Here is a 12,309-nt window from a genome sequence, read left to right on the forward strand (position 1 = left end):
CCGGGGCAGGCGACGTCTTGCCCGTCGAGGAGCGGCGTCCGGTGCCTGCTCTCGGCGTGCCGGTGCGTGCCGGGCGTCGCGCCGGGGCGAACGTCGCCTGCCGCGGCGCCGGATCCAAGCCGCCGCCCCGGACGCCCGGCGTCAAGGGGTTCCGGTGCCGTCGCCCGGGCAGGTCCGCCGAGCCAGGCGGCCTCAGGCCGAGGCGCGCACCACGAGTTCGGGCACCACCCAGGCGTCCGCTCCGCGCAGCGGCTCCTCACCCGCGCGCAGCCGGGCCACCTGCTCGACGGCCAGCCGGCCGATCCGTCGCTTGTCGATGTGCAGGGTGGTCAGAGCGGGGTCCACCAGCTCGCCCAGCGAGAGGCCGTCGAAGCCGAGCACGGCCAGGTCGTCCGGAACCCTCCGGCCGTGCCGGCGGGCGGTACGCATCGCCCCCACCGCGATCAGGTCGTTGAAGCCGAAGACGGCGGTGATCTCCGGCCGCGCCGCGAGGAGCCGTTCCATGCCGGCCTCACCACCGGTCACGCTGTGCTCGGGGCACACCACGACCGCGTCCGCGCCGACCGGCAGGCCGAGCCGCCGTACCTGCTCCAGGAAGGCGAGCCTGCGGGGGCTGGGGCCGTGCACACCGTCCAGCATGCCGATCCTGCGGTGCCCCGCGCGGAACAGGTGGTTCATGCCCTGCTCGACTCCGGTGGCGGCGTCGATGCCGACGGCCGCGAACCGGGTCTGCTGCGGGCCGCGCTCCAGCAGCACCAGGGGCACGCCCCCGAGGTGCCGGGTCAGGACGTCGTCCGGGTCCCGGAAGTAGCCCACGACCGCGTCGGCCTGGTGGGAGAGCACGTCGAGGGCCTGCCGTTCCCTGGCCTCGTCGATCCGGGAGTCCCACACGACGACCTGCCAGCCGCGCTGCTCGGCCGCCTCCAGCACCCCGGCGGCCACCTCGGGGAAGAACGGGTTCCGCAGGTCCGGGATGACCAGGCCCGCCGTCACCGTCCCCTTCTGGACGAGCCCGCGCGCGAACCGGCTCGGCCGGTAGTCCAGCAGCCGCGCCGCCTCCAGCACCCGCTGCTTGGTCCCCGGGTCGATCTCCCCCTTGTCGTTGACCGCCCGGGACACCGTCTGGCGTGACACCCCGGCCAGTCGTGCGACGTCATGGATCGTCGCCCGGCGCCGGGCACCGGCGGGCCGGTCCGCACCCGGCTCCGCCCCCTGATTGTCCGTCCACACGCGCAGCACTGTATCCGGCGGCCCCGGGGCCCGGCAGGGTCAGCCGGGCCCCCGGGCGGCGGACCGGCGGGGACTCGGCCGGCGGCCCCGGCGACGCGCTCCGTACAGTGCCGGCGACCGTCGGTGATCCGGCGGCCTGTCAAACGCGAGGCACTGCTGACAGGCCCTGGGCGGCCGGTCGGCTTCGGCGTTCTAACGCCGCTGCCGCTTCCAGGGGCCGGTGATGGCGAGCAGAATGCCCGGGTCCTGGATGTTGGCGTAAAGGGTCCTGCCGTCGGGCGAGAAGGTGACGCCGGCGAACTCGCTGTACTCCGGCTCCTCTTCGGTGCCGACGTTCAGCTCGTTGCGGGCGATCGGGTAGGTACGGCCGCTCTCCGTGGCGCCGAAGAGGTGCGAGACGCCCTCGCCGTCCTCGGCGAGCACGATCCCGCCGTACGGGGAGACGGTGGTGTTGTCGGGACCGTCGAAGGCACCGTCCTCGGACGGGTCCGGGTTGACTCCGAGCAGGACCTTCAAGGTCAGTGTCCGGCGCCTGGGGTCGTAGAACCAGACCTGGCCGTCGTGCTGGACGGGGCTCTCCTCACGGGCGTACGAGGAGACGATGTAGGCGCCGCCGTCGCCCCACCACATGCCCTCGAGTTTCCGGGCGCGGGTGACCTCGCCGTCGCCGAACTGCTTGCGCACGGGGGTGGTGCGGGCGTCCCGGTCGGGGACGTCCACCCAGTCGACGCCGTACACCGTGCCGGTCTTCGTGGCGCGGGACAGGTCGTCCACGAACCTGCCGCCGGAGTCGTAGCACTTGGGCGCCTGCAGGACACCGGCGTCGTCGGCCAGCTCGCGGAACTTCCCGTGGCCGTACTCGAAGCCGCGCGGCGGAGTCCAGCGGAAGAAGAGGCCGTTGGGGGCGGCCGCGTCCTCGGTGAGGTAGGCGTGGCCGCGCTTGGGGTCGATGACGACGGCCTCGTGGTCGTAGCGGCCGAAGAACTTCAGGGGTTTCGGATCACGGTTGGCGCGCCGGTCGCTGGGGTCGACCTCGAAGACGTAGCCGTGGTCCTTGGTCATGCCGTTGAGGCCGGCCTTGTCGGAGTTCTCCTCGCAGGTGAGCCAGGTACCCCAAGGCGTCCGGCCCCCGGCGCAGTTCGTGGAGGTTCCGGCGATGCCCACCCACTCGGCGACCCGTCCGTCGGGGCGCACCTCGACGACGGTGCAGCCACCGGCCGCGGCCGGGTCGTAGACGAGGCCTTCGGTGAGCGGCACCGGGTACTTCCACTTGGAGCGCGGGCCCTTCAGCTCGTGGTTGTTGACGAGCAGGGTGGTGCCGCGAGGGCCGTCGAAGGTGGCGGTGCCGTCGTGGTTGGAGGGCGTGAACTCGCCGGATTCCAGCTTGGTCCGGCCGCTGTACGTGATGATCCGGTACTCGAACCCGGCGGGCAGGGCCAGGATTCCCTTCGGGTCGGGGACGAGCGGCCCGTAGCCGACGCCGTGCCGGGCATCCGCTGCCTCGTCCCCCGCGCTGCCGGTGTCGTAGGACGCCAGGGCGTTCGGCGCGGTGGCGAGGGCGCCGACACTGCCCGCCAGCGCGACACCGGCACCGGTGATCGCGGTGCTTCTGGCGAAGTCCCTGCGGGTGAGCGACATGGCTGTCTCCTGTGACGGTGAGGATGCCGTGGGAGGTGGCGGACCTCGTTCGGCGAAACCGTCCCGCTCATCCGTGAACACCAGTTGAACAACACCCCAGGGGCGCGGGGAACGGCGCGATAAGCCACAACGGCGCCGCACCCGCCGGGATGCTCAGCCCCCTTGCTGCGACCGCGCCTTGAACGCCGCCTTCCGGGCCTCCTTGGCGACCTTCTTGTCGGGATGCAACCGTCCCATCGCCTCCAGCACATCAGCCGTGGCCGGGTGATCGACTCGCCACACGGCTGCGAAGAACCCACCGTGCTGCTGCGCGAGCCCCTCCACCAGCGCCCGCAGCTCCTCGGAGTTGCCCTCCGCCGCCAGCTGCGCGGCCACCGTGTCGATGGTCAGCCAGTACACCATCGCCTCGGACGGCGCAGGCACATCCGCCGCGCCGTGCTCGGTCAGCCACACCCGGGCCAGCCCGCCCAGCTCGGGGTCGTCGAGCACCTCCCGCAGCGCCGGTTCGGCCGAAGCACCCACCAGCGACAACGCCTGCTGACACCGCAGCCGCCGCAACGGCGCCCCGGTGTCCGAACCCCGCGCCGCCGCCAGCAGCTCCCGCGCCGCGGCGAGGGATTCGCGCCGCTGGAGCCACTGCTCGGTCTCGGCCTGCGCAGCGCCCGGCGGGTACTCCGCCGTGCCGTCGAGCAGCGCGTCGGCCCCCTTGTCCACGAGGTCCCCGACGGCCGGCGCCTCGAACCCGGCCTCCATCAGCCGGGCACGCAACCCGTACAGCCCGAGCGGGGTGAGCCGGACCATGCCGTACCGGGAGACGTCGGTGTCGTCGACCGGCGCCGCGGGCTCCTCGTCGGCATCACCCATGAGCGCCTCGTCCACGGGCTGGTAGGACACGAGTCCGATCGGCTCCAGCATCCGGAACTGGTCGTCGAGCCGCATCATCGCGTCGGACACCTGCTCGAGCACGTCGTTGGTGGGCTCGCCCATGTCGCTGGGCACGATCACCGACGCGGCCAGCGCCGGCAGCGGCACGGGCGCGTCCCCGGGCGTGTCCTCGCCGGCGGTGAGCAGGTACAGGTTGCCGAGCACTCCGTCGAGGAACTCCGCCTCGGCCTCCGGGTCCCAGTCGAGGGCGGAGAGGTCGATCTCGCCCTCCTCGTCCACGAGATCCGCGATCCCTTCGAGGTCGGGCACGCTCGCGTCGGCGAGCACGGCCTCCAGGGCCGCCAGCCACACCGAAAGCACGTCGTGCGGCGAGCCGCCGGTGAGCAGGGCCAGCTCCTCGCCCGCCGCGACGGTGCCCTCCTCCTCGTCGACGATCTCGACGAGCCCGGCGTCCACGGCCACCCGCCAGGCCTCACTTGCGTCGGCGGCGGCGTCCTCACCGCTCAGTCCGAGTGCCTCGGCCGCCGCGGGCAGTTGTTCGTCGACGAGCCCGCCCCCGGCGTCGACCCGGGTCTCGGGCCCGGCCCAGCGGGCCAGCCGGGCGGCCCGGGAAAGCAACGGCGTGGACAGCGCGTCGCGCGCCAGCTCCGCTTCGGTGTGCAGCCGCACCGGCGGCAGGGGGGAGCTGTCTGACATCGGCTGGTTCTCCTAGGACGCATACGACTCAGCCGCTCAGCCTAGACGGATTTACACCCATGACGCCCACTTCATCTCCGCGTCAGCGGCCGTACATGGCCGAAACCTTGACAAGTGGCTTGGCCAGGCTGGAGATTGACGCGCGTAGAAGTCGGCGGACACTTGTTCACCGGGCTGGCCCCACCCACAGCCCGTCCACCGCCCTCTACGCGCGTCACACCGCCCGCCGCCCCACAGGTAGCGGCAGACAGTCCACGCACCACCCTCGTCCCGGCGCCCTGTCACGTCCCCGGAGGGATTCCCGTTGCCGAGCAAGTCGTCCGCGCGCCTCGCCGCGCTCACCGTCGCCGCCGCGTGCTCCGCGGTCTCCACGATCGTCCTCACCACTCCCGCGCACGCAGACGCCGTGCGCATCCACGACATCCAGGGCACCACCCGGATGTCCCCGTACGCCGGCCGGCAGGTCACCGACGTGACCGGAATCGTCACCGGCATCCGGACCTACGGCTCGTCCCGCGGCTTCTGGATCCAGGACCCGAACCCGGACGCCGACCCGGCGACCAGCGAGGGCGTCTTCGTCTTCACCGGCTCGGCGCCGAAGGGGGTCGCCGTCGGTGACCTGGTCACGGTCGGCGGCACGGTCACGGAGTACGTCCCCGGCGGCGCCGCCTCCGGCAACCAGTCGCTGACGCAGATCACCAAGCCGACGGTCACGGTCGTGTCCAGCGGCAACCAGCTCCCCGCCGCCACGGCCGTCACCGCCAAGTCGGTCCCCGCCGCCTACGCACCGGCCGGTGACACGACCGCGAACGGCTCGATCAACGCGCTCCCCCTGGAGCCCGCGAAGTACGCCCTGGACCACTACGAGTCGCTGGAGGGCATGACCGTCCGGGTCGCCGACACCCGCGTGGTCGGCGCCACCGACCCCTACACCGAGCTCTGGGTGACGGTGAAGCCGCACGAGAACCGCACCCGCAACGGCGGCACGGTCTACGGCTCGTACGAGTCCCAGAACACCGGCCGCCTCCAGATCCAGTCCCTCGGTTCGACGGCGGACTTCCCCAAGGCGAACGTCGGCGACACCCTCGCCGGCACCACGGCGGGCCCGCTGGACTTCAACCAGTTCGGCGGCTACACCCTGGTCGCGAGCGAGCTCGGCACGCTCAAGTCCGCCGGTCTGAAGCGCGAGACGACGACCGCGCAGCGCTCCTCGGAACTCGCGGTCGCCACCTACAACGTCGAGAACCTCGACCCGGCCGACGACACGTTCGCCGCGCACGCCTCCGCGATCGTGAACAACCTGAAGTCGCCGGACATCGTGTCCCTGGAGGAGATCCAGGACAACAACGGCGCCAAGAACGACGGCACCGTCGCCGCCGACCAGACCCTGACGAAGCTGATCGACGCGATCGTCGCGGCCGGCGGCCCGAAGTACGACTGGCGTGCGATCGACCCGGCGGACGGCGCCGACGGCGGCGAGCCGGGCGGCAACATCCGCCAGGCGTTCCTGTTCAACCCCGAGCGGGTCTCCTTCACCGACCGCGCGGGCGGCGACGCCACGACGGCCACCGGCGTGACGAAGATCCGCGGCAAGGCCCACCTCACCCTCAGCCCCGGCCGCATAGCCCCCGCCGACGAGGCCTGGAAGAACAGCCGCAAGCCGCTGGCCGGCGAGTTCGCCTTCCGCGGCCGCACGGTCTTCGTGATCGCCAACCACTTCAACTCCAAGGGCGGCGACCAGGGCCTGACCTCCCAGTACCAGCCGCCCGCCCGCAGCTCCGAGACCCAGCGCCACCAGCAGGCGACCCTGGTGAACGCCTTCGTCAAGGACATCCTCGACACCCAGAAGAACGCGGACGTCATCGCCCTGGGCGACATCAACGACTTCGAGTTCTCCCGCACCGCCCAGCTCCTCGAGGGCCGCGGCGAACTCTGGTCGGCGATCAAGTCGCTCCCGCGCGGCGAGCGTTACTCGTACGTCTACCAGGGCAACAGCCAGGTCCTCGACCAGATCCTGATCAGCCCGTCGATCCGCTGCGACTTCGAGTACGACAGCGTGCACGTCAACGCGGAGTTCAACGACCAGATCAGCGACCACGACCCGCAGGTCCTGCGCTTCCGCCCGTAACACGCGCACCCACGGGGCCGGCCGCACCACCGGGCCGGCCCCACCACACGAGCCTCACCCGGGCACGAGCCCCAGAGCGTGCCGGTACCTGCTCCCGCTCGCCCCCTTCATGCCCGGATACGTCCGCACCCGCTCCCAGGCGTCGGTCACGGGCGCGGCCAGGGTCCTGTCATAGGCCTGGTCACTCTCCCACTCGGCGTAGTTCAGCATGTGCCCGCCGTCCGCGCTCAGGTGGAAGTGGGCGGAGACCAGCCCGGCGTGCCCCTTCGGATCGTCACCCAACGCCTTGAGCACGAGATCGACCCACTCCTCCCGCCGCGCCCCCGCCTCGAAGTCGACCCGCACGACGACGATCAGTCCTGGAACCCGGTCGTCCCCGACCGCCCGCTCCCGGCTGCGGTACCGCCGGTACGGCGCGATCCCCACCCGCTCGATCCCCGGCACGGCAGTGTCGATCTCGTCGATTCGCTCCTGCCGCTGCGTCTTGACGAAGGCCTCGTATCCCTGCCGGCTGCTCCACTGCGAGTAGTGCATCAGCGTGGACCCGTCGTGCCCCACGTACACGTGATAACCCAGCAGATCCGCGCCGGGCCACGGCCGTCGCTCCCAGGTCCGCCCGATCTCCTCCACGGCCCTCTGCTGACGCTCGGGGGTTCCCACGCGCCAGGTACTGAAGAAGGGGACACCGATGCGGGGGTCGGTGAGGTCGGGGTGCTGCTCGGTTCGACGGCTCATGTGACACTCCAGTGATGTGCGCCTGCTGTGTGCACACCACTGTTCAACCTCGACCAAGCTTGAGGTCAAGGCGTGAGAGGAACTCGCCGTCGGGGCTGGGGCAGGGCGCGGCGGCGGCCTGCGCCCGGTTCCAGGTACCCGGCGTGGGTACTGGGGGCGGGGCGTTGCGCAGCCCGGCGTCGCGGGGTGCCGCTGCGCCCACCCGTGCCGCCCCAGCGGCACGACTGCCCGCAGCGGCGGCACGACTGCCCGCAGCTGGGGCGGCCACGACGCGCCGCAGCGGCGGGGCGACTGCCCGCAGCTAAGACGGCGTGCAGCCGCGTACGTACGGAAGGGGACGTGTCGGGGGGTGTCCGCCCGCAGCGGTTGGCGCGTCAACGGACAGTCACTCGTGATCCGACTCCGTCGCGCCGTTCCGAGGACGGACACCCCCCGACACGTCCCCGGCCCCACCCACCACGTAGGCGCTACTCAGCGATGCCCGTGGTTCCGCCGCCGATACACCTCGACAACCACCACAGCAGCCCCCGCGGCCACCCCGGCGATCAGCACCGGCTTCGGATGCCGCATCCCGGCCTGGACAGCACCCCGCACCGGACGGGGCCCCGCATGCGCAGCCCTCTCCTGCACCGTGTGCCCAGCCTGAGACGCGCTGCTGCGCAACTGCACCGTCATCGCCCCGGCCTTGTCCCGGAGATCGGCCGCCCGCGCCCGCGCACGCCCCTTCACATCCGCCTTCCCCGCCAATTCCTCCACCGTGTCCCCGAGCTCGGTACGAGTCCGCTCGATCTGCCGCCGCAGCTCATCGGGCCCCTTGGCCCCACCCGTCGCGTCCGTCATCGATGCGCCCTTTCCTTGATCGCCTCCACGTCCGCCCTGACACTGCCGAGTGCCTCCTCAGGCGTGGGAGGCGTGGCCCGGCGCAGCTGCCCCCGGCCGATCGCGGCGAGCACGGCCGCGATCACGAACAGCACCCCCATCACGATGAGCGCCGCGGCCCAGACAGGCAGCACCAGGGAGAGAGCGGCCGCCCCCGCACCGGCCAGCGCGAGAAACCCGGCGTAGGCGACCGCACCCGCCGCACCGAGCAGCCCGCCACCACGCCCCGCACGCCGCCCCTTCTCGGCCAGCTCTTCCTTCGCAAGAGCCACTTCCTGCCGCACGAGCCGGGAGAGCTGCTCCGCGGCCTGTGAGACGAGCTCGCCCACGGAGTGGTGCTCGTCGCGCACGGCCCGTCGTTCCATGGTCCCCGTCACGGTGTCCCCGCCTCCTCTCGAAGTAGGAACCCCCGAGTACCCGGCCCACCCCCCGCTACCCCTGCGGCGGATCCTCCACGCCCCCGAAGCCACCCTTTACAGTCACTTACCAATACCCGAAAGAAAATTTAATTGGAGCTACACAATCACCCCGCCGACACTACTCACCATGACGCCCCACTTCGGCCGCACCCTCTGCGCCATGGTCACCCCGTTCACCCCATCCGGCGCCCTGGACCTCGGCGGCGCGCAGCGCCTGGCCGCCCACCTGGTCGCACAGGGCTGCGACGGCCTCGTCCTGTCCGGTACGACAGGCGAATCACCGACCACCACCGACGCCGAGAAGGCGGCTCTGATCACGGCCGTCCGCGAGGCCGTGGCCGACCGCGCGTCGATCGTCGCGGGCATCGGCACCCCCGACACCCGGCACACCGCCGACCTGGCGAGGGAGGCCGAGAAGGCGGGCGCCGACGGCCTGTTGGTGGTGGCCCCGTACTACAGCAGACCTCCGCAGGACGCGATCGAGGCCCACTTCCGTGAGGTCGCGGACGCGACGGAACTCCCGGTCATGCTCTACGACATCCCGTTCCGCACCGGAACCCGCATCGAACCCGACACGATCCTCCGCCTCTCCGAACACCCCAGGATCGCCGCCGTCAAGGACTGCTCCAACGACTTCCTCGCCGCCCAGAAGGTCCTGGCCCGCACGGACCTGGCGTACTACGCGGGCTGCGACGAGCACAACCTCGCCCTCTACGCCGTAGGCGGCGCCGGCTACGTCAGTACGGTCGCGAACGTGATCCCGGCCCACCTGCGAGCGGTCCTGGACGCCTTCGACGCGGGCGACACGACCGGGGCGGCCGGTCTCCAGCAGCAGGCCACGCCCCTCATCGAGGCGATCATGGCGGCGGGCCTGCCGGGCACCGTCACGACCAAGGCGCTCCTGAACACCCTGGGCCTCCCCGCGGGCCCGGTACGCGCCCCGCTCCAGCCCGCCGACCACGAAACGACCGAAGGACTGCGCTACCTGCACGAGAACCTGATCAACGTGTGAACCACCGGGTCACCGAGCGGACGGCCCACACGAGACCGACACGAGAGCGGGCCGGGGCCGGGGCCCGCACCGCAACCGCACACGACGCGGCCCCCGGTCCTCCGGCGTGTCGGCTCAGTCCCACGCGTACCCGTCGCCGAACAGCAGAGTGTGCTCCAGCACGTCCTCCGCCGGGTCGTCGACCTGGCCGACGTCGGCGTTGAGCAGCCCGAACCGGTGACCGTTCTTCGAGTCCGTGGTGGTCTCGTCGGCGTGCGCGGCCCCCGCCTGAAGCCAGCACACCGCCAGCGCCGCGGCCACCCCGGCCAGCCCGCGCACCACGACCCGCCCCTGCTCGTTCCTCATTGCCCCGGTCCTCATCTCATCGGTTCGGCGTCTGATCGGACACTGCGTCCACCCGTTCATCCGCCAGGACCGCCGCGAGGTCACGCCGGATAACTCGTTCGTGGCCGGCTCACAGGGTTCACAGCCCTCCGCCTCACGCACAAGCGCCCTCCCGGGCCGTCCTGGGGCCGTGGAAGGGCGCTCGATGCCGGCCTCGTCCGGCGAGGCGATCAGTTGTGGCTGTGCAGGATCTCGTTCAGTCCGCCCCACACGGCGTTGTTCGGCCGGGCCTCGACCGTGCCGGTGACCGAGTTGCGGCGGAAGAGGATGTTGGAGGCGCCGGACAGCTCGCGGGCCTTGACGATCTGGCCGTCGGGCATGGTGACCCGGGTGCCCGCGGTGACGTAGAGGCCGGCCTCGACGACGCACTCGTCGCCGAGGGCGATACCGACGCCCGCCTCGGCGCCGATCAGGCAGCGCTCGCCGATGGAGATGATGACGTTGCCGCCGCCGGACAGGGTGCCCATGGTGGAGGCGCCGCCGCCGATGTCCGAGCCGTCGCCGATGACGACGCCCGCGGAGATGCGGCCCTCGACCATCGACGTGCCGAGCGTGCCGGCGTTGAAGTTGACGAAGCCCTCGTGCATCACGGTGGTGCCCTCGGCGAGGTGCGCGCCGAGGCGGACCCGGTCGGCGTCGGCGATCCGGACGCCCTTCGGGGCCACGTAGTCCGTCATCCGCGGGAACTTGTCGACGGAGGTCACCTGGAGGTGCAGGCCCTCGGCGCGGGCGTTCAGCCGCACCTTCTCGAGGTCGTCGACGGCGACCGGCCCGAGCGAGGTCCAGGCGACGTTGGCGAGGAAGCCGAAGATGCCGTCCAGGCTCTGGCCGTGCGGCTTGACCAGGCGGTGGGAGAGGAGGTGCAGACGCAGGTAGGCGTCGTGCGCGTCGATCGGCTTCTCGTCGAGCGAGGCGATGACCGTGCGGACCGCGACCACTTCGACGCCCCGGCGCGCGTCCGGGCCGATCGCCGCGGTCGCACCGCCGCCGAGCAGTTCCGCGGCCTGCTCGGCGGAGAGCCGCTCGGTGCCGGACGGGCCGGGCGCTTCGGCCAGCTCGGGCGCGGGGAACCAGGTGTCGAGAACGGTGCCGTCGGCGGCGATCGTGGCGAGGCCGGCGGCCACGGCGCCGGTGGTGCGAGGAGCAGTCGTGTCGGTCATGAGGGCAACCTAACCGGCGGACACCGGTCGAGGCGAACCCGTGTGTGGGCGTCTCACGGGACGGGCGGTATCCCCACCCGGACGCGGCCCGGCGGCAGCGCGGAGATGCGCCCCGGCGTCATTCCCGGGCCCCTGCGAGGACCCGCCCCAGCACCTCCCTGGCATACGCCTCGTCGTACGGCGCCCCCGTCAGCAGCACCTGCAGGCAGATCCCGTCCACGACCGCCACCAGCGCCCGCGCGGTCACGGGGTCCGTGCGCCGGGACAGCAGTGCGGCGACCCCTTCGGCCCACTCGGCGGCCACGGGCCGCAGGGCCGGCCTGCGCAGCGCGGCCAGGTACAGCTCGTACTCCAGCTCGACGCCGGTGCGGTCGCCCGCGAGCCACTCCCCCATCCAGGCGGCGAGCTCGGCCGCCAGATCGGTCCGGGGGTCCTCCAGCCCGCCCCGGCCCGCGACCACCTTGGCGAAGCCCTCGTTGGCCTGCCGCAGCGCGGCGACCAGCAATTCGTCGAGAGTCTTGAAGTGGTACGTCGTCGAGCCGAGCGGCACATCGGCCTCGGCGGCGGCACTGCGGTGGCTCAGCCCCGCGATGCCCTTGGCCCCGACGACCCGGATCGCCGCGTCGATGATCCGCTGCCGCCGCTCGGGGTCGTGGCGCCGGGCCATCAGTGGGCACCTCCCAGGTTCAGCACCACGACCCCGGCGATGATCAGCCCGATGCCGGCGGCCTTGGCCAGGGTCATCCCCTCTCCCAGGAAGACCATCCCGATCGTGGCGATGGCCGCGGTGCCGGCCCCGGCCCAGATGGCGTAGGCCGTGCCGACGGAGAGGGTCTTCAGCGTCTGGGCGAGCAGCGCGAAGGACACGAGGTAGCCGAGGAGCGTGAGGACCGAGGGCCCGGGTCTGCTGAAGCCGTCGCTGTACTTCATGGCGGTGGTCGCGCCCACTTCGGCGGCGATGGCGCCGGCCAGCAGCAGATAACCCATGTGTACGAGCGTACACACCATATGTACGTCCGTACACAACGGGCCCAAGATCTCAGCCGGAAAACGCTCTCATCAATCGAGCCCCAGGAATCACACGTGTGCACTACGGTGTCACCGATCACACACCGGGCCCCCACAACCGCACCGCCGTCAAGG

Annotated in this window: 12 protein-coding genes; 2 read left to right on the top strand and 10 right to left on the bottom strand. The window is 71.9% G+C overall.

The annotated features are described in order from the left end of the window. Nucleotides 1-192: 192 nt before the first annotated feature. The 3 genes from IE212_RS25025 to IE212_RS25035 form a co-directional block, all read right to left on the bottom strand. Nucleotides 193-1,230, bottom strand: coding sequence for a LacI family DNA-binding transcriptional regulator (locus IE212_RS25025; protein ID WP_190200191.1), 1,038 nt, complete (start codon nucleotides 1,228-1,230; stop codon nucleotides 193-195). A gap of 192 nt (nucleotides 1,231-1,422) precedes the next feature. Further along, complete coding sequence (locus IE212_RS25030; RefSeq protein ID WP_190200192.1) at nucleotides 1,423-2,868, bottom strand: alkaline phosphatase PhoX; 1,446 nt, start codon at nucleotides 2,866-2,868, stop codon at nucleotides 1,423-1,425. A gap of 153 nt (nucleotides 2,869-3,021) precedes the next feature. Further along, nucleotides 3,022-4,449, bottom strand: coding sequence for a hypothetical protein (locus IE212_RS25035; protein ID WP_190200193.1), 1,428 nt, complete (start codon nucleotides 4,447-4,449; stop codon nucleotides 3,022-3,024). Nucleotides 4,450-4,753: 304 nt separating this feature from the next. Here IE212_RS25035 and IE212_RS25040 point away from each other — a divergent pair, with 304 nt between their 5' ends. Beyond that, a complete protein-coding gene (locus IE212_RS25040) occupies nucleotides 4,754-6,577 on the top strand; it encodes a DUF8508 domain-containing protein (RefSeq protein WP_190200194.1) in 1,824 nt (607 codons plus the stop codon). A 54-nt stretch (nucleotides 6,578-6,631) separates the two neighbouring features. Here IE212_RS25040 and IE212_RS25045 read toward each other — a convergent pair whose 3' ends face one another. From IE212_RS25045 to IE212_RS25055, 3 genes are all read right to left on the bottom strand, one after another. Then, entirely contained in the window at nucleotides 6,632-7,312 is a 681-nt protein-coding gene (locus IE212_RS25045; RefSeq protein ID WP_190200195.1) for an antibiotic biosynthesis monooxygenase, read from the bottom strand. Nucleotides 7,313-7,783: 471 nt separating this feature from the next. Beyond that, nucleotides 7,784-8,152, bottom strand: a complete 369-nt coding sequence (locus IE212_RS25050) for a DUF3618 domain-containing protein (protein WP_190200196.1) — start codon at nucleotides 8,150-8,152, stop codon at nucleotides 7,784-7,786. Next, nucleotides 8,149-8,568 (bottom strand): phage holin family protein, encoded by a 420-nt coding sequence (locus tag IE212_RS25055; protein WP_190200197.1) that lies wholly within the window; start codon nucleotides 8,566-8,568, stop codon nucleotides 8,149-8,151. The genes IE212_RS25050 and IE212_RS25055 overlap by 4 nt, the downstream gene beginning before the upstream one ends. 169 nt (nucleotides 8,569-8,737) lie before the next feature. Here IE212_RS25055 and dapA point away from each other — a divergent pair, with 169 nt between their 5' ends. Next, nucleotides 8,738-9,622, top strand: a complete 885-nt coding sequence (gene dapA / locus IE212_RS25060) for a 4-hydroxy-tetrahydrodipicolinate synthase (RefSeq protein WP_190200198.1) — start codon at nucleotides 8,738-8,740, stop codon at nucleotides 9,620-9,622. A 114-nt stretch (nucleotides 9,623-9,736) separates the two neighbouring features. Here the strand turns inward: dapA and IE212_RS25065 are convergent, their stop codons facing one another. The 4 genes from IE212_RS25065 to IE212_RS25080 all read right to left on the bottom strand — a co-directional run bounded on the left by IE212_RS25065 (nucleotide 9,737) and on the right by IE212_RS25080 (nucleotide 12,153). After that, nucleotides 9,737-9,967 carry a hypothetical protein gene (locus IE212_RS25065; protein ID WP_190200199.1) on the bottom strand — a complete coding sequence of 77 codons (231 nt, stop codon included), beginning with the start codon at nucleotides 9,965-9,967 and terminating at the stop codon, nucleotides 9,737-9,739. Nucleotides 9,968-10,176: 209 nt separating this feature from the next. Then, nucleotides 10,177-11,166: a 2,3,4,5-tetrahydropyridine-2,6-dicarboxylate N-succinyltransferase gene (dapD, locus tag IE212_RS25070; protein ID WP_190200200.1), complete on the bottom strand. Its 990-nt coding sequence runs from the start codon at nucleotides 11,164-11,166 to the stop codon at nucleotides 10,177-10,179. A gap of 118 nt (nucleotides 11,167-11,284) precedes the next feature. Beyond that, a complete protein-coding gene (locus tag IE212_RS25075; RefSeq protein ID WP_190200201.1) occupies nucleotides 11,285-11,833 on the bottom strand; it encodes a TetR/AcrR family transcriptional regulator in 549 nt (182 codons plus the stop codon). Further along, nucleotides 11,833-12,153: a DMT family transporter gene (locus IE212_RS25080; protein WP_190200202.1), complete on the bottom strand. Its 321-nt coding sequence runs from the start codon at nucleotides 12,151-12,153 to the stop codon at nucleotides 11,833-11,835. Before IE212_RS25080 ends, IE212_RS25075 begins: the two co-directional genes overlap by 1 nt. Nucleotides 12,154-12,309: the final 156 nt, after the last annotated feature.

The sequence above is a fragment of the Streptomyces djakartensis genome (assembly GCF_014651075.1).
Lineage (GTDB): Bacteria > Actinomycetota > Actinomycetes > Streptomycetales > Streptomycetaceae > Streptomyces > Streptomyces djakartensis.

Excerpts from the sequence above, each read along its gene's own strand:
- dapD (WP_190200200.1), bottom strand. The coding sequence starts at position 11,166 with ATGACCGACACGACTGCTCCTCGCACCACCGGCGCCGTGGCCGCCGGC.
- IE212_RS25030 (WP_190200192.1), bottom strand. The coding sequence starts at position 2,868 with ATGTCGCTCACCCGCAGGGACTTCGCCAGAAGCACCGCGATCACCGGT.
- IE212_RS25050 (WP_190200196.1), bottom strand. The coding sequence starts at position 8,152 with ATGACGGACGCGACGGGTGGGGCCAAGGGGCCCGATGAGCTGCGGCGG.
- IE212_RS25035 (WP_190200193.1), bottom strand. The coding sequence starts at position 4,449 with ATGTCAGACAGCTCCCCCCTGCCGCCGGTGCGGCTGCACACCGAAGCG.
- dapA (WP_190200198.1), top strand. The coding sequence starts at position 8,738 with ATGACGCCCCACTTCGGCCGCACCCTCTGCGCCATGGTCACCCCGTTC.
- IE212_RS25075 (WP_190200201.1), bottom strand. The coding sequence starts at position 11,833 with ATGGCCCGGCGCCACGACCCCGAGCGGCGGCAGCGGATCATCGACGCG.
- IE212_RS25080 (WP_190200202.1), bottom strand. The coding sequence starts at position 12,153 with ATGGGTTATCTGCTGCTGGCCGGCGCCATCGCCGCCGAAGTGGGCGCG.
- IE212_RS25045 (WP_190200195.1), bottom strand. The coding sequence starts at position 7,312 with ATGAGCCGTCGAACCGAGCAGCACCCCGACCTCACCGACCCCCGCATC.
- IE212_RS25065 (WP_190200199.1), bottom strand. The coding sequence starts at position 9,967 with ATGAGGAACGAGCAGGGGCGGGTCGTGGTGCGCGGGCTGGCCGGGGTG.